This is a genomic window from Mogibacterium neglectum, from assembly GCF_030644205.1.
Taxonomy (GTDB): Bacteria; Bacillota; Clostridia; order Peptostreptococcales; family Anaerovoracaceae; genus Mogibacterium; species Mogibacterium neglectum.
In genome coordinates, this window is record NZ_CP128647.1 from 686381 (window position 1) to 706342 (window position 19962).

The window sequence follows — 19962 nt, forward strand, 5'->3', positions numbered from 1 at the left end:
CCAATGACTTTAACATCCATATGAGATTAGGTGAATATTCCTCAACTAATCTCCAGAGCGTATTAACAGAACCTTGCCATGATGCACAGAAATATGTGCCTGATTAAGAATAATCTCGTTCGAGATGCAAAGTGTCGATGCTCGAGAAATTGAAGCGTTATCGAGGTTATATTTAGCTCCTGTGATGGAAACACCATCTGCAATTGAATCTAATGATACAAGTGAGAAATATCTATATGCAGAGGTGTGAGTTAGTAATATTGAATTGCATGATTCACTATCAAGTAGCTGCATAGAATTTTTCCCATCCATGAATTCGAGGTGATCAAGCTTGCCAATATATTTTTCAAGTAGGCCTACATTGCCTAAAGTATGATCAAGCCTGCCACCTATTCCACCATACACCGTTATATCTCTAATGCCTAGTTCAATTGCGTGATTGATAGCAGCTTCAGTATCGGTGAGATCTTTTTCAGAAGGTAGTGTGATGTATAGGCAATCTAGGCGGTTGCTCGTGACTGTGGAATCAAAATCTCCAATCACGCAGTCTGGCCTTATGCCATATGTGTTCGCTATATCTACACCACCGTCCGCACATATAATGTAATCGCTAGTACAAGAGAGTGTATTTAAGTGAGATATATCTATCTTTTCAACAAATGATAGGATAATTAAAGCTGTATTATACATTGTGTCACCTAATCCTTAAATCTTGAATTACTACTTTTAGTATATTACAATTAGAGACGATTCTAAACTAGAAAGTGAGCTATAATGACTGAAAATAATAATCATTACATTGTTCAAGAAGATTTGGGCGAGATAAGGTATCTGTCGATAATGCACATGAAGGATACCATGATTCAATATATCTTAGGAATCATTTTATTTTATGTGTTTATGGATTTGGTACCAGATGTCCTGGGTTTCTTTGTGCCTAGATCATATTTTAAAGTTGTTTCAGAAGATATTAATCCCAAACTTCTTGCTGAATTACCAGATATTGCGTTTTCATCGTTTGTATATGTTGTGGCGCTTGGTGGCGTCCTGATGCTTGGGCGTTCGTTCTATATACTCAGATATCTAAGAAATAAACAAATAGACTACCCGTCAATCCTCGATGGAGTAAGATTTTTCTTTAGTGCTACGCTAATTTATATAATTCAGATGACTACAATATCAATCCTAGCAATGTTCTTGATAGTGCCAGGCGTGATTGCATTTTATATGTTTAGGCAGGCATTCAATATATTAGCTGAGGATCCATCTAAAAGTGCAATTAGTTGCCTAACAGAAAGCCGGAGATTGATGGCAGGGAATAAGTTTCGAATGTTCCAGCTAGATATGACATATATCCCGTTTGTAATTTTTTCTAGCATACCACTAGTATTATTTTCCGTTATGGGAATGCCTGAGGTGGGGAGCTATACGAAATTAGTTGCAATTTTCATTACATTCATACTTAAACTTCCTATATATCATGCAATGGGGAATATTTTCTTTGGAGAGACAGTATTTTACGAATTAATGGTTGCAAAGGGTTTTAGAAATTTTACTTATAAGGGTGAATCGGTGTTTAGAGCAGGAGCAAGAGCTAAGATATTTAAGAAATAAATTCAGTAAACCATAATAAAATTCAATACTAAGACTGAAATAATTGCTAATAAATAAGGCGGGGAGTCTCTGTTGAAGTTTGAGAATCCCCGCTATTTACGTGCTAGTCTTTAGGATATTATATGATGATGCTAAAAAATTTTAATTATGGATTATTTGACTGCCCTTGGTTATTTCCTTGATTATTACCCTGATTGCCTTGATTATTCTGGTTGCCCTGGTTGTTACCCTGGCTATTATTGGAACCGCTATTATCGTTCTGCGACTGATTGGTTTGCTCCTGCTCTTCTTCGATAGTCTCAGTTTCTTCAGATTTTTCGCTAGGTTTATTACCTAGTCCACCTTCTGTTCCCTTGGTGAAGTATTCTCCGTTCTTATGGACAACATTAGAAGGAGCTGGCTTGTATGAGCCTTTTCTAATATTAGGAACATTACGCATGATTCTTGACCACAGGCTTGCGGCAGAAACTGAAGAAGAAGTTAAAGGAATATTCACATCGGTACCAATCCATAGAGAAGCTGCATATTTTGGTGTGATTCCATCAAACCATATATCGTAGTTGCTATTTGTAGTACCTGTCTTACCTCCAACTTCAACACCAGAGATAGCAGCATTTGAACCTGTTCCACCATTTACAACGGACTTAAGCATTGTAACCATGATATAAGCAACACCTTCGTCCAGGACTTTGTGCTTCTTCTTTTCAGTTGTAAGAATTGTGTGCCCATCTCTATCTACAACTTTTGTAAACACTCTATTCTCAACGCGAACGCCACCATTAGGGAAGGTAGCATATGCTTCCGCCATCTCATAGGGGGAAACACCCTTTGATAGGCCACCGAGAGCAAGTGCAGCAGGGTTCATATCTCCATTTGCTGACTTATTGAGTGTGCTAATTCCGTACTTCTCAACCATGCTAGCAGAATAGTCTGCACCAATCTGCTCATATAATTTTACAGCAACAACGTTTGTTGAAGTTTGCATACCTTTACGCATTGTCATAGGTCCAGAGTATTTGTTGTTTGAATTCTTAGGCCAAATTCTGCCGTTAATCTTAATTGGTTCGTCGATAATAATCGATGCGGCGGTTAGATAATCACCGTAGTTATCAGTTCCTTGCTTATCGTTTCCTGGATCGACAAGTGGGTATTTCTGACCTTGCTCAGCATATTCATAACTTCTCTGTAGTGCTGCACTGTATACTGCGAGTGGTTTTATTGAAGAACCAGGCTGTCTAGGGTTAATTGCGCGGTTATATAGTTGTTTTCCAGTAACGCCACGACCACCAACCATGGCTTTTACTTTTCCAGTACCAACTTCAGTGATTACCATAGCTCCTTGAGGCTGTATAACTTTATCCTGCAGTATATATAGCTTGTCAGTGAAAGCTGGATTTCCATTGACGGTCGTTACTAACTTGCTGTTATTCTTTATGAATTTAGCACTGATTACAAGATTGCCAGATTTATCCATGGACTTGCTATTGCTTGGAATATTGATATATCCGCCTGGAACTATGTACAAGCTACTATTTTCTATTACATATGAAGGTTTTAGCTCAAGGCTATAATCAGTACCATTAGCCGTGGAAGTCTTGTAAATATTTAGTCGCTTGTTCTTGTAAAGTGTGATTGAACCATCAGCGTTATTCTTATACTCGCCATCTTGAAGTACGAATTTATCATCTTGAATCATATTATTGTATGCATAGAGAGTAATAGAACCCTTATCACTTACGATATTTCCTGAACTATCTTTTTTAAGTCCGGTTAGTGAAGGGAAGTAGCTACCTTCATTAAATCCATCTTCAACGGCTTTCTGTGCCTTGGAATCCATGGTCGAGTAAATCTTGAGACCGCCATTGTAAACCATATCACGCGCACTCTTGTAGTCGAGTTTATACTTCTTCATAAGAGCTTTGATTACCTGATTCACAGTATAATCGGTGAAGTAAGAAGTGCTTGCTTCACTTTCAGAACTTAATGAAGGGTTTATGAAATCTACAAGATTAGCAGATGCATTATCATCATATTGAGCCTTTGTGATATAGCCCTGATTATACATAAGCTTAAGGGCAATCTGACGACGTGATTTTGAAATATCATTTGCAATGTAAGTCTTCCCACTTACCTTAATAGGAGTTGACGTTTCCTTCGATGCAAGTGGAGAATCAGCATTTTGAATTAGTGAATACGTATCTGGAGACTGTGGCATTGAAGCAAGAGCGGCACTTTCTTTTATAGAAAGCTCGCTTACGCTCTTTGAAAAATAAGTCTTTGAAGCATTCTCTATACCGTAGTTGCCATATCCAAAGTAAATGCTGTTTACATATGCTGCAAAAATCTCTTTTTTAGTTAGGGTTCTCTCAATTTTAGCAGCATAATACATCTCGAGAATTTTACGGCGAACGGATCGTTGACTCTTAATATTTGGTAGATACACGTTCCTTGCTAACTGCTGGGTAAGTGTACTCGTACCACGAATGTTTCCATGTCCAAAAGAGGAGACTATAGCTCCTGCCATTCTCGTCCAGTTGAAACCATGGTGTTTCCAGAAGGTTTTATCCTCAAGAGCCACAAATGCATCAACTGTGTGCTTCGGAATATCTTTATATTTGATAATAGTACGACTTTCACCATTATTGACACTTCCAACACGCTTACCGGTATCATCGTATATAATCGTATCAGTTGAAATTTGATCATAAATCTTATGAGGATTGATCTTAGGAGCGAAGGCGATAACCACTGATGCGTAGATTGAAAACATAAGCGTCATCACTACACCCATAACGATAAAGTTGCGTATAGCATACTTTATGCTGAATGTACGAGCCTTATTCTTAACTTTTTTTCCAGCTACCATGATGTACTCTCCAGCTCCAGGTGTATAGTATGGGTTTGGCTTAGTAAATACGCGCTTGATAAACTGAACAGGGTGTCTAAGATCACGCTTAGGTTTAAAGCCTCCATCTTCACCGCGTGTCTTAGCTTTCTGTTCCTGTTTTAAAAGCTTCTTTTCTTCTTTTGCTCTTTTTCGTATTGATTTATCATGTTTTGCAGCTTCGGCCTCAGCTTTAGCAACTTGTTCATGAAAAGCAGCCTTGCCATCTTTGCTAATTATTCGAGCTTTGCTGTTAAGTGCTGTTTCATCAGTACTGTTATTATGTTTTACAGAATATTTCTCAAGATTATTTTTCAATCTATTCTTTTTTGCTTCTGTATCAGCCTTAGCAACCTGCTCATGGAAGGAAAGACCTTTTTTCTCGATTCCGTTAGCAGCCTGTGCACGCTTTTCACGCTGTGCTTTTTCAAACTTCAATTGTGCTACATGATTTGCGACTATGCGCATTTCTTCTGAGGAAAGGCGTTCGCCATTCTGTAGTTTTTTTATTAATTCTTTTATGTTTGTTGAATTGTTTTCCATAAATTGCCTCTTAAATAAAATATGACATATTATTCTACCATGAATCACTTGAAAAATGAACATTCAGGACGATTTTAATGTGAAGATTATATGTGCATATTAGATGATCATTATCTGTATAAATTAAATATGTGCTGAAGGGAATTCCTGCGCGTGATAACATCTGATAAATATATAAAACTTAATATTATAGACGTTTGTTAAGCGGTGGTGTTAAGTATGTTTAGAAGAAGGATTGTTGCTCTAAGTGTGTCTCTGGCGCTAGGTATTGTTGTTGCTGACATATTTATAAATAAGGGAAGTCCGGTTAAAGCTTTTTCGGTGACTGCACTATTTTTATTTTCTATTTATCGTGTAGTTTGCATAAGAACAGTGATAGAACAGGAAATCACAAGAAAATATATAAGAAGGGACACTATTCTTTGTGTATTTATATTCTGCGTCGGTTGTATGAATTATGCAATTCATGAACATGATATGAAACCAATGATGCCTAATAAACTATCAAATTATAATTATATTGAGGGACGAGTAATAGATTATAAAGACAACGATAAAGGTCTTACGATTGATGTAAAAACCTATTCGCTAGGGAATGAAACTATTGTTAGATGTCGGAAATTGAAAGGATTTATTAGAGGGAGAGGTGATGGCTTCAAAGCTAGAACAAATGCTGGCTATAGTAATACAAAAATTAAATATAAAGACATGAATCATAAACTTGGAATGAAACTTTATGGAAAGCAAGTAAAGGTGCAGGGAATAATAAAAGTTCCGACCGTAGCTCGTAATCCGGGATGTTTTGATTATAGGCGATATCTTCTGACCAAGAAGATTACATACATCATGAAAGTAACAAATATAAGCGAAATCAAGAGTGTGGAAACAAGCAAACTCTGGATTATGAGGCATTCTTTAAATAATACCAAAGAAGGGTTTGCAAGAAATGTATCGGATGGGAGAAATAAAGCATATGGATTTATAAAAGGTGTAACCTTTGGAGATACCGACGACATAGATGAAGATACAATCAAGGAGTTTCGGGAAAATACTACGGCGCATGTACTTGCCGTTAGTGGATTGCACGTTGGGGCAATATATGGGATGTTAAGACTCATGGCTATGGGGCGCCATGGAGGAATCGTAGGGATTATGACGATGATAGCAATGCTTGGATATGGTGAACTCGCTACTTGGAATGTTTCGACTACAAGAGCGGTAATTCTTACATGTACTGCAATTATGGCCTTTTATCTAAAGCGTCCGTTTGATCTATTATCTTCATTGGCTTTATCCTTTATAATGCTGCTGATATATAATCCATTCTTGCTTTTCAGCGCTAGCTTTCAGATGTCTTTTCTTGCGGTGTGTGGGATTGCTTTTTTCAATGATCCACTTAGCAGATTAACTGGAAAGAGAGGAGGATTTTTACTGGCAATTCAGCTCTCGATGATTCCTTATACGATGTTTACGTTTAACAAAATTAACCCAATAGGATTTTTAATAAATGTACCGATTGTTGCATTAATAGGTATATTAGTGCCATTTTCCATATTCGGACTAGCTACGTACTCAATAATCGGCAAAGCAGGAATAATAATAAAAAGCGAGATTTTTTATCTGACAGAAATCATAACTAGGCTCAATCACTTGCTTAATATGGGTGGTAAATACTCATATTCCATTAGCTCTATGAAAATAGCGACGGTAATTTCAATCTATGCGTTACTATTCTATATATGTTCAGAGTTCAATATCGTTATGCTACTACGGAAACGTTATTTCGTCGTATTGCAATCATTAATACTCATTTTGTGTATGTCTATTACAGTAGGTGCTGCGTATCGAAATATATTTATGGAGTATGAATTAGTGTTTATTGATGTCGGGCAAGGTGATGGAATACATATACGAACAGACAATTATGATGTGCTTCTAGATGGAGGCGGCGAAAAGAAACGGAATATAGGAGAGAAGGTACTAAAAGAGTACTTTTTGAAGAATGGATGTAGCAATCTAGACATAAGTGTATTTACCCACATGCATATGGATCACTGCAAAGGTGCCATGGAGTTAGGCGAAGTGTATCCTGTAAAGCAGTATATGGTTCCATATCCATACAGATACCAAGTGAAAGGGAGGCATTTAAATTTAGTTAGATTTAAAGATAAGATAAGGCTTGCAAAAGGCGTTTGGATAGAAGCTATTTGGCCGATGGATGATAGGATAGCGACGAGTGAATCTGATGATAATGAATTAAATACCGTATACATACTACACTATAATGGTATTAAGATAATGTTAACTGGGGACTTAGTTGAGGCAGATGAACTGGATATGATAGAATACTACAAATCTACTGACGTGTTAAAATGCGATATCCTCAAAGTAGCGCATCACGGAAGCAGGTATAGCTCTAATGAAAAGTTTATAGATGCTGTAAACCCGAGAATTGCAATTATCCAGGTTGGTGAACATAATACATATGGCCATCCTAATGCAGGAGTAATAGAGCGCTTTAAAAAGCGTGGGATTAGTGTCTATAGAAATGATAAAGAAGGAGCTATTGGCGTAGATATTAGTAACAACAAGATTAGAATCGATAGGATGATTAAGGATGTCATTTAAAGAGTTTAGTAAAGACATAAAGAGTGGTGTAATAGGCAGTAACATTTTTCTCTATGGCGAAGAGGGATTCCTTACCGCCTGGGCTGTAAAGGGCATTATAGAAAATAATTCGAGTGAGGCTGACAGAAACTACGTAGTAACAGATCTCGATGGAGAGAATATAACAGCACAGGAAATCGTTGAAACTGCTAATACCATGACAATGTTTACCAACACAAGAGTGTTGACGGTTAAAAATTATCAGCCGTTAATAAAAAAGAGCGCCGTAACTGAAACTACTCCGATTCTCGAGTATCTCAGCAACCCAAATCCATCGACGATTCTCTTATTTTATCTGGAGCCACTTGCGAGCCCTGGCAAGAAGGAGAAGTTAAATGCTTTTGCTACCAAAATATCTGGGTTATGTAGTACATATAATTTCGAGAGGCTGAATCTAGCGGAACTTAAATCATTTGTAAACAAGCGAATTCGCTCAGCTGGCAAGTTGATTGGTGCTCGCGATATGGATTATCTTGTAGATATCTCTGGCTATCTCAATAATGACAGTGAATATGATCTATACAGGATGGAATCGGACCTTACGAAGCTAGTCAATGCTTCTGATGAAGATACTGTATCAAAGCAGCTCATAGAAGAGATAATGATTGGTGATAAGGATAGATTCGTGTTTAACTTCATTGACTATTTACTAGCTGGTAAGAAGAGCATGGCTATGCAGCTTCTCATAAACACCATTTCTGCTGGTGAAAACTCAAAAGGTAAAGGAAATGTATTCTCACTTGCATCTACATTAATAGGCCAGTTTGAGATTATGTATGATTCACTTGAACTAGATGATGAGGGCATGCCAATCAAAGCTATGGCTAAGAACCTTGGAGTGAATGAGTATCGTCTCAAAAAGGCGTACGCTGCAGCTAGAAAAGTTGGTAAGTCTAAGATTAAGAAAGCCTTGATTGAACTATACGATACTGATAGATTGCTAAAGTCAGGTGAGATGGATAAGAATACATCACTTGAACTATTTGTATTTAACTGGTAGCTAATGTAAAAGTACACAAAAATCACCGACGATAAACTGGATAAACGGAAAAAGCTTGAGGCATAGCCTCAAGCTTTATTGTTTAACTGATGCGACTAGCTCTCTAGCAGCTTCAAGTGCATTGATACTGTCTGGAGCACCGCTTATTAATCTCGCAAGCATCTCAAGTTTTCCTGACTCATCTAGGTGTTCGATAACTGTGTGAGATTTTCCATCTGAAATCTCTTTTTCAATCGAGAAGTTATCATCTCCAGAAGCGGCAATTTGAGGTAGGTGAGTGATACATAATATCTGTCTATGATTGGCAATCTCGCTAAGTTTATGACCTACCACAAGTGCGGTCTTACCGCTAATTCCAGTATCGATTTCGTCGAAAATCATGGTCTCAACGCTGTCACTACTACCGATGATGTGCTTGAAGGCTAGCATAATTCGAGAAATCTCGCCACCAGAGGCAATCTTTGCCATCGGTCTCAGAGGTTCACCTGGGTTTGTAGATATGAGGAATTCAACACCGTCATATCCCAGGTCAGAGATGTCATCCTGCCTTGTTATCTCAATCTTGAATTCGGAATTTGCAAAAGCAAGAGCCTGAAGTTCCTTGATCATCCCTCTTTCTAGTGAAGCAGCATTGGCCTTTCTAATATTGCTAACTATGTCAGCCTGCGCTTCAAGTTCGCTGTACCTCTTGTCTATCAGTTCAGTAAGTCTTTTTTTCTCATCGTCAAGATTACGGATTACGCTAAGCTTACTATCGAGCTCTTCTTTGTATGCGATAATCTCTTCGATGCTCATATTGTATTTTCGCTTAGCATCCTCAATTACACTTAGCCTAGACGATACAAGATCTATCTCTTCCTCTGAGAAGTTGATAGATTCACTTGTATTCCTAAGGTTAGAAGAGATATCCTCAAGGCTATAGTATAGCTCAGAGAAACTCTCTGATAGTTCACCGAGCTCTTCGCTGTATGATGCGATACCCTGAAGCTGATTCATACATGAGCCAAGAACACTGAGTACCGAAGGGTCATCAGTTAGCTTGCTATATGAACCGGCAACGGCCTCGTATATTCGCTCGCTGTTACGCATCAATTCTAGCTGCTCTCTTAATTCGTCATCTTCACCAGCCTGCAAATCAAGGTTGTCTATGTAGTCAAATTCGAACTGATAGAAGTCCTGCTGTCTACGCGATTCTGACTCGCTTCGGAGTAGCTGATCGTATTCACGTTTGACTTCATGATAGAGTTTATAAAGGTCACTAAGCTTAGCGAGCTCCAGTTCGATAGATTCGTGATTGTAGCTATCGGTGATGAGTATATGGTTGTCTGGATCTAGTATCTGCTGATTGTCGTACTGTCCATGGATATCGACGAATTCACTGCAAAAATCTCTTAGCTTTGTCAAAGAAACTATCTCGCCATTGAGCTTTGCAACACTTTTTCCTGACCTAAGAAGCTCTCGTGAGATAATAACATCTTCATCTCCAATATGCCCGACAACTTGAATAAGAGCTTTATCTGTGCCATTTCTTATCATAGAAATATCAGCACGGTCCCCGAGGGCTGTGCTGATGGCCTGCACTAGTACAGATTTACCAGATCCCGTCTCACCGGTGATGATATTGAGAGAGGAACCAAGGTCAAATGCCATATGTTCAATTGTCGCAAAATTAGTAATTTCAATACGATCGAGCATTAAGATACCTCAATTTTAATTTATTCTCTTAGGGCAATCATGTCTTCGAACACTTTGAGAATTGTTGCAACATATTCTTCATGTTCAGCAATAATAAGTAGAGTGTTATCTCCTGCAACTGAGCCCACAACGTGTTCGAGTTTCAGACAGTCGATGGCTTCTGCTGCAGCATTTCCGCAACCAGAAAGTGTCTTTACCACGATGAGATTTTGTGCCGAGGCATAGGAGACGATAGTCTCTCTAAAAATTTTGATAAACCTTTCAGAAATCGGCTGAATGTCGAACTTTCCGGATGTGTACTTATAGCGATCCTTATCTATTGATACTTTAACGAGCTGTAGCTCCTTAATGTCTCTAGATATAGTCGCTTGAGTTACTTTGTAGCCTTCCTGCTCGAGTAGATCCTGTAGCTGATCTTGTGTCTCTACTACGTGCTTTTGGATTAGTTCTAATATCTTATTCTGTCTTGAGTAACGCATCTGTCCTCCTAATGATAAAAAGGTTTTCTGTACACAACACACAATAAATTATAGCATAAATTTGCAAGTGAATGAATAAATACGAAACATTAACGCTCGTTGTCTTGATTAATAGACAAAACAGCCTATTTTTGGTAAAATGTCGGAGGTGATTAATGATGAGAATTATAGGAATAGACCCAGGTTATGCCATCATGGGATATGGCATTTTAGACTATAATGGCAACCGCTTTAAGACCGTCCATTACGGTTCAATAGAGACAAAGGCGGGAGTGCCGATGCCTGAGCGGTTAAAGTTGCTCTACGACGGGCTGACTGAAATAATTCAGGAGTACAAGCCAGACGAAGCGTCGATAGAGGAGCTTTTTTTTAATAGAAATGTTACGACGGCTATCGGCGTAGGAGAAGCACGGGGAATCGCTCTGCTCGCATGCGTTGAAGGTGGGCTTTCGGTGTCTGAATACACACCAATGCAGATTAAACAAGCACTTGTAGGCTACGGAAAGGCGGAGAAGAAGCAGGTTCAGACGATGGTCAAAACTATACTGAATCTAAAGGAAGTCCCTAAGCCTGACGATACAGCTGACGCAGTTGCTGCTGCTATCTGTCACGCACATTCGCGTAATTCCAAAGTGATTGGGAGATAAGAGATAATGATAAGAAATATCAAAGGTGAATACCTTTATTATGACCAGGGATCAATGATTATCGAGACGAGTGGAGGAATCGGTTTTCGCATATACGTTGCGGATACTTCGCCACTACTTCTCCATCGAGAGGGTGATATCATAAATATATTTACGTACATGCAGGTCAAGGAAGATGGCATGTCGCTTTATGGTTTCTCTAAGCTTGATTCTTTGAATCTGTTCGAACAGCTAATCACCGTAAAAGGTGTTGGCCCAAAGGCGGGTCTCGCGATTATGTCGACGGGGTCAGCTGATGAGATTAAATACAGTATAGCTAATAAGGATGCTACCGCAATTGCTAAGGCGCAGGGTGTAGGTAAGAAGACTGCAGAGCGTGTAATTCTTGAGCTATGCGATAAGGTTGACACGGTTCCTATGCCAGATATGGGAGGAGCGACTCCAGTTTCTATTCCTGGGCTTGATAAAGCGAGGCAGGAAGCTGTTATGGCACTCACTACACTTGGTTATTCGAAAACTGAGGCTGAAGAGGCAATCGGTCATGTAACCGATGAGGGACTTGATGCGGAGACTTACATCAAGAAAGCTCTTAAGTATCTGCTATAGAAGAAGGATTGGGAAATGCTAGATAACATCACATCGACTAAGGTTATACCGAATGAGATAAACGGGGAGTTCACGCTCAGACCACAGTACCTAAGTGAGTACTGCGGTCAGTCAGTTGCTAAGGAGAACTTGTCTATATATATTGAAGCTGCTAAGAAGCGCGGTGAGTCACTAGACCACGTGCTTTTCTACGGACCTCCAGGTCTTGGAAAGACTACACTTGCAAATATTATTGCAAATGAACTTGGAGTAGACATCAAGATTACGTCAGGACCCGCAATCAGCAGGGCCGGCGACTTAGCCGCTATTCTTACGAATTTAAATGAGAATGACGTCCTATTCATTGATGAGATTCATAGGCTAAATCGTTCGGTTGAAGAGGTCCTGTATTCCGCTATGGAAGACTTTGCACTAGATATCATTATCGGAAAAGGACCTGCTGCGAGATCGCTACGAATCGATATCGCAAAATTTACATTAGTAGGAGCTACGACGAGGGCAGGAAGCCTTTCGGCGCCCCTAAGAGACAGATTTGGAATAATTACAAAATTTGAATTCTATACTCACGAAGAAATCAGAAATATTCTACTTCGCTCTGCAAAGGTTCTCGGCATAGAGATAGACGATGAGTCTCTCGATGAATTAGCTAGCAGATCGAGAGGGACACCAAGAATCGGAAATAGACTGCTCAAGAGGGTTAGGGATTTTAGTGAAGTCATAAGTGATGGACAGCTTAATATCGAAGTGACACGTAAAGCACTAGAAGCACTAGGCGTGGACGAACTCGGACTGGATAAGCTAGACAGGCAGATCCTCGAGACGATAATCAAGAGCTTTGGCGGTGGACCGGTTGGAATTGAAACTATTGCTAGTGCGATCGGCGAAGAGAGGGTGACACTCGAGGATGTCAATGAACCGTTCCTCATTCAGTCAGACCTCATGTACCGTACGCAGAAGGGACGTATGGTTACTAAGCTTGCATATGAATACCTAGGACTGATGTCCTATTACAAAGAAGATTAATAAGGGGCGCGGCGGATATGTGCTATATGTATCCGTAATCGCGCCTCGCTGATTAGAACTGGAGAATACAGAACAAATGAGACTAGAAGATTTTGATTACGAGCTTCCGAGAGAGCTAATCGCCCAGACACCTTCGCTAAAAAGGGATGAGTGCAGGATGATGGTGCTCGATAGAGCTAAGAATACGATAGAGCATAGACATTTCTACGATATTCTAGAGTACCTGCATGAAGGCGACTGTCTTGTCGTAAATGATTCGAGGGTAATTCCTGCAAGACTATACGGAATCAAGGAGAGGACAGGTGCGCATATTGAGCTACTTCTCATAAAACGCCTAGATGGTGATAAGTGGGAGAGCCTGGTTAAGCCTGGAAAGAGACTTAAGGAAGGCGATACAGTGGTTCTAGATGAGAACAAGCTTTTTAAGGCACACATCTTAGGTTTTAAAGATAAAGAAAACGGAACACGTATAATAGAGTTTGAATACGAAGGGATATTCATGGAGCGACTCGAAGAAATCGGAAGTATGCCGCTTCCACCATACATCGAACGAGACGCAGGTAATGACGATAAGGAGAGATATCAAACCGTATATAGCAAGGTAGATGGGTCTGTGGCTGCTCCGACGGCAGGTCTTCATTTTACAGATGAACTACTTGAGAAGGTGAGGGAAAAAGGCGTTGAAATCGCATACGTAACACTTCATGTCGGCATCGGAACCTTTAGACCGGTCAAGGTGGACAACATCGAGGACCACAAGATGCATTTTGAGGAATATACCATAGACCCTGAAACGGCAGAAACTATAAACCGAGCAATTAGAGATGGTAGAAGGATTATATCTGTTGGTACGACATCGACGAGAACTCTCGAGAGTGCTGCAAAGCAGGTTGACGGGGTGTGGCAGATTGAGAGCGGACATAGCAGCACAGGGATATTCATTTATCCGGGGTATAAATATAAGGTCGTAGATGGACTTATTACAAATTTCCACCTTCCAAAGTCGACTCTGATCATGCTCGTCTCGGCGCTATATGATAGGGAGCACATTCTTGCGGCTTATGAAGAGGCTGTGCGTGAGAGATATAAGTTCTTTAGCTACGGCGATGCGATGTTTATAAAGTAGGAGTTTGAGATGAAAGAATCACTTAGTTTTGAGCTAATAAAAAAGGACGCTCGCACTGGAGCAAAGCGCGGCAGGATTACGACACCTCACGGTACTATTGAGACGCCCGTATTCATGCCGGTTGGCACTCAGGCTACGGTAAAGGCGATGAAGCCTGAAGATGTTGAAAAGACAGGTGCGGAGATTATACTTGGAAATACATATCATCTATACCTTAGACCTGGTGAGGACATCGTCCGTGAAGCTGGTGGGTTACATAAGTTCATGAACTGGCATCGTCCTATACTTACTGATAGTGGTGGCTTTCAGGTATTTTCACTTGGAAAATTCCGTAAGATAACCGAAGAAGGGGCTAAGTTTAAATCATACATAGATGGCTCGTCTCACATGATGACTCCGGAGAGTTCGGTTGAAGTGCAGGCGGCGCTCGGTTCAGATATCATGATGGCATTTGACGAGTGCGTTGCATATCCTGCTGAAAAGAAGTATGTGGCGAGATCGCTAGAACGCACCACAAGATGGCTTAGGCGCTGTGACGATCACCACAGGAGACTAGAGGCTAAAGCCGCTATGAAAACAGGCTCTGATACTATGAAGCAGGCACTGTTTGGAATCATGCAGGGCGGAATGTTCAAGGATCTTCGTGAGCTAAGTGCAAAGCAGGTTACGGAGATTGATCTTCCTGGATACGCAATTGGAGGGCTGTCCGTCGGTGAGCCAAAGGATATCATGCTCGATGTACTTGATGATTGCGTTGACCTACTACCTGAAGATAAGCCAAGATACCTTATGGGGGTTGGAACCCCCGATTACCTGTTCGAAAGTGTTGAGCGAGGAGTAGACATGTTCGACTGTGTACTACCAACAAGGCTAGCTAGGCATGGTATGGCGATGACGAGCAGGGGTAAGATTAATATCAAGAATGCTGCATTTGCAAGGGATTTCAGCACTTTGGATCCAGATTGCGACTGTTATTGCTGCAGAAATTATTCACGTGCATATTTAAGACATCTATTTAAGAATGACGAGATACTTTGCTCTATGCTGCTATCAGAACACAATATTTATTTCTTGGTAAACATGATGAAAAACATCAGAAAAGCAATTGAGGAGGATAGGTTCCTAGAGTATAAAAGGGAATTTTATAACAAATATGGAGAATTTTAAGATCTGTCCGATCTCCGAGCACTGCGGAGGATGTCTGTATCAGGGTGTTCCATATGAGGAGCAGCGCGCGGAGAAGGAAAATATAATCAGAGAGCAGCTGACGAGGCGCAAGGTTGACGATTCTTTATTCAGTGGTCTAGTTCCGGCTCTCTCGGAATACAGATATAGAAATAAGATGGAGTATACGTTCGGTGACCTTGAAATTGGTGGGGAACTTACCCTAGGTATGCACAAGAAGAGACACTTCATGTCGATTGTGACGTGCGATGAATGTCAGCTGGTTCCTATGGACTTCAACAGGGTGCTTCGTACAACACTAGGTTTCTGTGTAGAAAAGGGCTATTCGTTCTATCATAAGAAATCGCACCAGGGTCTTCTTCGTAATCTTGTTGTTCGTCACGGAGTAAAGACTAATGAACTGTTGGTTAACATAGTTACAAGCAGCGAAGATGGATTTGACGAGCAGGCGTACCTTGATATGCTGCTGGGACTAAAGCTAGATAATAAGCTTATCGGCGTTATGCGTACGTTCAACGATAGCCTAGCAGATGCCGTAATCAATGAAGGAGTAAAAATTCTCTATGGCCGTGATTACTACAACGAGGAAATTATCGGGCTAAAGTTTAAGGTAAAGGCCTTTTCATTCTTCCAGACTAATATTGAAGCGGTTGAAAGATTGTATAGCGAAGCACTTGCGCTAATTCCAGATCTTGACTCAAAAGTCGTATACGACCTGTACTGCGGAACTGGGACTATTTCACAGCTTATGGCATCTAAAGCCAAGAAGGTGTACGGAATTGAGATAGTACAGGATTCAGTTGATGCAGCAATCGATAATGCCAAGATGAATAATATAGATAACTGTCACTTTATCTGTGGCGACGTTAAAGCGAAGCTTGATGAGGTGACTGAAAAACCCGATATGATAGTTGTGGATCCACCACGAATGGGAATGCACGACAAGGTGGTTGAGATGCTGGCTAGCTACGGCATAGAGCAGATTCTCTATATCTCATGTAATCCAAATACCATGGCGATGAATTTGGAGAAGTTCTCTGAGCTGGGGTACGAGCCTGTGGTGATGAAGGCGTATGATAATTTTCCGAAGACGAAGCATGCTGAGACGGTAGCGTTATTGTCCAAACTTGATGTCGATAAACATATAGATGTTGAAATTAAGCTTGATGAGCTTGATTTGACAAGTGCTGAAAGTAAAGCGACTTATGCACAAATCAAGAAATATATATTGGAAAAGTTTGATTTAAAGGTTTCGACACTCTATATTGCACAGATTAAAAAGAAATGTGGAATTGCACTGAGGGAGCATTATAATAAATCAAAAAAAGAGAAACAGGTTATTCCACAATGCACACCGGAAAAAGAGGAAGCTATCATGGATGCGTTAAGGCATTTTAAGATGATTTAATAGAAATGGAGGGTATTTATGAGATGGATATTAAAAATAATCTTATTTCCAATTAGATTGCTGTTAAGTATCCTCACTGCATTTCTGACATTCCTGCTCGGCATAGGAACAACTATTCTATATTTATTGATGCTGATGTGTATCGTTGCTGCAATAGGATCATTTATACAAAAAGATATATCACTTGGAATTGAGGCGTTGGTATTAGGATTTTTGTTAAGTCCTTATGGAATACCGATGGTCGGAGTAGCTGTTATAGCATTCCTTCAGGGAATCAATGAAGCAATAAAATCAATCTAAAAAAATTCATACAAATGGTTACCAAAGGCGATAGAAGAAAAACTATCGTCTTTTTCTTTGCCAATTTTTAAGGAGGGAGGTGAAGCGATGGACTTTGACTATTTCTATAACAGAGAAGCGGAAAGATTTAACTTTCTAAAAGTACCGGAGATATTGGTAGACGGAGAAGAATTTAAGGGATTATCCGCTGAAGCGATTATCCTTTATTCCATGCTTCTGAAACGGACAGGAATGTCTTTTAAGAATAACTGGATAGACAAAGATGGCAGGGTATTTATCTATTTTACTGTTGAAGAAATTATGAGAAGAAGAAATATCTCAAAGCCGACAGCTATAAAAACATTAGATGAACTCGATATGAAGAAAGGAATCGGACTGATTGAAAGAGTAAGACTTGGGCTTGGTAAGCCGAATGTCATATATGTTAAAGACTTTATGAGCATATTAGCGGTAAAAGAAAATGACTTTCAGAAGTCAAAAAACTTAACTTCAGAAGTAAAAGATTTTAACCTCAGAAGTAAAGAAAATGAACTTCAGGAAGTTCAAAATCTTGACTCTAACTATATAGAGAATAATAAGAGTAAGTATAGTAAGAGAGAATATAGTTTTGGTGAAAACGGGCTTGGAACATTTCAAAATGTATTTTTAACGGCAGAAGATATATCCGATTTACAAATCATAATGAACTCACAGCTTGATAATTACATTGAGAGATTATCTGCATATATCAAAAGCACCGGAAAGACCTATAAAGACCATAAAGCGACAATCCTTTCTTGGTTTTATAAAGATCAGGGGAGAGGAAAAGAAGTGAAAACATCAAATATCCCGACATGGGAAGAATATGATAAAGGAGAACACCTATGATGAAAGAATTAGAAAAAGTAATGATAGAAGATGTAGAGTATTCTTACGATCCTGAAAAAGAATATATCAAGGATGGACACGCATTTTGTAAAGTTTGCCATGAAAGAAAAGACGGAAAAGTGATGGAGTTCTTTGATAACAAGATGATATTTAAGATTTCTTGCAAGTGTGATAGAGATAGAGAGGAAAGAGAAAAAGAAAGACAAAAGCAGATGGAGATTGAACGATTAAAGAGTAGCTGCTTTAACTCGATTATTCAGTGGTCATACACATTTGAAAATTATCAGGGAGAAGAAAATCAAAGCCTTATCATTGCAAAGAACTTTGTAAAAGACTATGAGGAAATGAAAAAAGAAAATATCGGACTTCTTTTTTATGGCTCAGTAGGTAGCGGAAAGACCTATCTTGCCTGCTCCATTGCAAATAGCCTTATTGAACAGTATCGAATAGGCGTTAAAATAAGAAATTTTTCACAGATTATCAATGAACTGCAAAAGGGAGGATTTGATTTTGACAAGAACGCATATATTGAATCCCTTGTAAATATTTCCGTTCTTATCTTGGATGACTTAGGAATAGAAAGAGATACAAGCTATGCCAAAGAGCAAGTATATAACATCGTGAATAACAGGTACTTAAAACAGAAACCGACTATCTTTACCACTAATCTTTCCTATGACACAATCCAAAATTGTAAGGATAGCGTAGAGTATCAAAGAATCTACTCAAGAATCATAGAGATGTGTATTCCTGTTATGGTTGTAGGAGAAGATTTTAGAAAGGTTATTCAAAAGGACAAACTGAATCGGAATAAGGACAGACTGCTGAATGGAGGTGAGATAAGTTGATCAATGAAGAAATAGCAAGAAAAACGCTGAATATGGAAGTTAGAGCTGCTAAAGTAACAGGAAAGCTAATTCTGAACTTATTAAAAAAATTGATGAAAGAAGCAGAAAAACTTGGAGGACTTGAAAAACTTGTAAATAGCAACGGAAATGAAGTAAAGCTAAAAGATATGGTTAAAAAGGGGCAGCTTGAAGAAATTCCGGTTGAAGAAGCAGAGCTTAAGGAACTGAAAAAAGAACTTAATCGGTATGGCGTAAAGTTTTCAGTGATGAAAGATAAGGAAAGTGGGAAATACTCAGTATTCTTTCAAGCTAAAGATATGAAGGTTATGGACAAAGCATTTAAGCATGCCCTTTCAGAATCAGAAAAGAAAACGGAAAGGAAGGAGTCCATTCATAAGAATATTGAGAAGTTCAAGGAGATGGCTAAAAACTCTGTTTCCAAAGATAAAATCAAGAATAAACAAAAGGAGCAGAGCCTATGATAGATAAAATATTAAAGGACATCAAAGGCTTATTTAAGGTGCAAGATAAGGTGAAGTTTCTAAAGCAGAACATTCCCTATCTTGCATTTTTCTATACAGGAAACATCTTTTCAAATCATGTAAGAAGCTATGTTGGAGGAGATGTGATGGATAAAATATTTCAGGGAATATTGGAGCTTAACACAATGAGCTTTCTTCCGAGTATTCATCCGGCGGATATTTTAATAGGTATAGGAGTGGCTGCTTTAATCAAATTCATTGTCTATACAAAAGGGAAAAATGCTAAAAAGTTTAGGCAGGGAAAAGAGTATGGATCGGCAAGATGGGGAACTAAAAAAGATATAGAGCCATATATGGATGAAAAGTTTCAAAATAATATCTTGCTTACTCAAACTGAGCGATTAACAATGAATGGTAGACCATCTAATCCAAAGTATGCGAGAAATAAAAATGTGCTTGTTATCGGTGGTTCAGGAAGTGGAAAAACTCGATTTTATGTCAAACCTAACTTAATGCAGATGCACAGTAGCTATTGTGTAACTGATCCCAAAGGATTAACCTCTTAGGGACAGAGAAAATAAAAAACTT

General features: G+C 39.2%; 17 protein-coding genes and 1 pseudogene. 14 read left to right on the forward strand and 4 right to left on the reverse strand.

Annotated elements, in window-relative coordinates:
• Window positions 1–45 precede the first annotated feature (45 nt).
• Complete coding sequence (locus tag QU661_RS03180; protein WP_304990305.1) at window positions 46–690, reverse strand: thiamine diphosphokinase; 645 nt, start codon at window positions 688–690, stop codon at window positions 46–48.
• A gap of 84 nt (window positions 691–774) precedes the next feature.
• On the opposite strand from QU661_RS03180, the gene QU661_RS03185 reads away from it, so the two are divergent.
• Complete coding sequence (locus QU661_RS03185) at window positions 775–1614, forward strand: DUF975 family protein (protein WP_304990306.1); 840 nt, start codon at window positions 775–777, stop codon at window positions 1612–1614.
• Between the two features lie 145 nt (window positions 1615–1759).
• Here QU661_RS03185 and QU661_RS03190 read toward each other — a convergent pair whose 3' ends face one another.
• Entirely contained in the window at window positions 1760–5041 is a 3282-nt protein-coding gene (locus tag QU661_RS03190; protein ID WP_304990307.1) for a transglycosylase domain-containing protein, read from the reverse strand.
• A gap of 219 nt (window positions 5042–5260) precedes the next feature.
• Between QU661_RS03190 and QU661_RS03195 the strand changes: the two genes are divergently transcribed.
• Both QU661_RS03195 and holA read left to right on the forward strand, forming a co-directional pair.
• Window positions 5261–7669, forward strand: coding sequence for a DNA internalization-related competence protein ComEC/Rec2 (locus tag QU661_RS03195; protein ID WP_304990308.1), 2409 nt, complete (start codon window positions 5261–5263; stop codon window positions 7667–7669).
• Window positions 7659–8708: a DNA polymerase III subunit delta gene (holA, locus tag QU661_RS03200; protein WP_304990309.1), complete on the forward strand. Its 1050-nt coding sequence runs from the start codon at window positions 7659–7661 to the stop codon at window positions 8706–8708. The genes QU661_RS03195 and holA overlap by 11 nt, the downstream gene beginning before the upstream one ends.
• A 75-nt stretch (window positions 8709–8783) precedes the next feature.
• Here the strand turns inward: holA and recN are convergent, their stop codons facing one another.
• On the reverse strand, window positions 8784–10403 hold the full coding sequence (gene recN, locus QU661_RS03205) for a DNA repair protein RecN (RefSeq protein WP_304990310.1): 1620 nt from the start codon (window positions 10401–10403) through the stop codon (window positions 8784–8786).
• A 20-nt stretch (window positions 10404–10423) separates the two neighbouring features.
• Window positions 10424–10882 (reverse strand): arginine repressor, encoded by a 459-nt coding sequence (locus tag QU661_RS03210; RefSeq protein WP_304990311.1) that lies wholly within the window; start codon window positions 10880–10882, stop codon window positions 10424–10426.
• 158 nt (window positions 10883–11040) lie between these two features.
• On the opposite strand from QU661_RS03210, the gene ruvC reads away from it, so the two are divergent.
• The 11 genes and pseudogenes from ruvC to QU661_RS03265 form a co-directional block, all read left to right on the forward strand.
• The gene (ruvC, locus tag QU661_RS03215) at window positions 11041–11529 is read left to right on the forward strand and encodes a crossover junction endodeoxyribonuclease RuvC (RefSeq protein ID WP_304990458.1); all 489 of its coding nucleotides are present in this window, start codon (window positions 11041–11043) and stop codon (window positions 11527–11529) included.
• Between the two features lie 6 nt (window positions 11530–11535).
• Window positions 11536–12135, forward strand: coding sequence for a Holliday junction branch migration protein RuvA (gene ruvA, locus QU661_RS03220; protein ID WP_304990312.1), 600 nt, complete (start codon window positions 11536–11538; stop codon window positions 12133–12135).
• A 15-nt stretch (window positions 12136–12150) separates the two neighbouring features.
• Window positions 12151–13158 (forward strand): Holliday junction branch migration DNA helicase RuvB, encoded by a 1008-nt coding sequence (ruvB, locus tag QU661_RS03225; RefSeq protein WP_304990313.1) that lies wholly within the window; start codon window positions 12151–12153, stop codon window positions 13156–13158.
• Between the two features lie 76 nt (window positions 13159–13234).
• Entirely contained in the window at window positions 13235–14284 is a 1050-nt protein-coding gene (gene queA / locus QU661_RS03230) for a tRNA preQ1(34) S-adenosylmethionine ribosyltransferase-isomerase QueA (RefSeq protein ID WP_304990314.1), read from the forward strand.
• Between the two features lie 9 nt (window positions 14285–14293).
• Window positions 14294–15451 carry a tRNA guanosine(34) transglycosylase Tgt gene (gene tgt, locus QU661_RS03235; protein ID WP_304990315.1) on the forward strand — a complete coding sequence of 386 codons (1158 nt, stop codon included), beginning with the start codon at window positions 14294–14296 and terminating at the stop codon, window positions 15449–15451.
• Entirely contained in the window at window positions 15438–16877 is a 1440-nt protein-coding gene (gene rlmD / locus QU661_RS03240) for a 23S rRNA (uracil(1939)-C(5))-methyltransferase RlmD (protein ID WP_304990316.1), read from the forward strand. Before tgt ends, rlmD begins: the two co-directional genes overlap by 14 nt.
• A gap of 18 nt (window positions 16878–16895) precedes the next feature.
• A complete protein-coding gene (locus QU661_RS03245; RefSeq protein WP_304990317.1) occupies window positions 16896–17177 on the forward strand; it encodes a CD1845 family protein in 282 nt (93 codons plus the stop codon).
• Window positions 17178–17264: 87 nt separating this feature from the next.
• Entirely contained in the window at window positions 17265–18044 is a 780-nt protein-coding gene (locus tag QU661_RS03250; protein ID WP_018365310.1) for a replication initiator protein A, read from the forward strand.
• Complete coding sequence (locus QU661_RS03255) at window positions 18041–18892, forward strand: ATP-binding protein (RefSeq protein WP_106382493.1); 852 nt, start codon at window positions 18041–18043, stop codon at window positions 18890–18892. Before QU661_RS03250 ends, QU661_RS03255 begins: the two co-directional genes overlap by 4 nt.
• The gene (locus QU661_RS03260) at window positions 18889–19374 is read left to right on the forward strand and encodes a PcfB family protein (protein ID WP_106382494.1); all 486 of its coding nucleotides are present in this window, start codon (window positions 18889–18891) and stop codon (window positions 19372–19374) included. The genes QU661_RS03255 and QU661_RS03260 overlap by 4 nt, the downstream gene beginning before the upstream one ends.
• A pseudogene (locus tag QU661_RS03265) lies at window positions 19371–19928 on the forward strand (type IV secretory system conjugative DNA transfer family protein); the annotation flags it as partial. The gene QU661_RS03260 and the pseudogene QU661_RS03265, both read left to right, overlap by 4 nt.
• Between the last annotated feature and the right edge of the window lie 34 nt (window positions 19929–19962).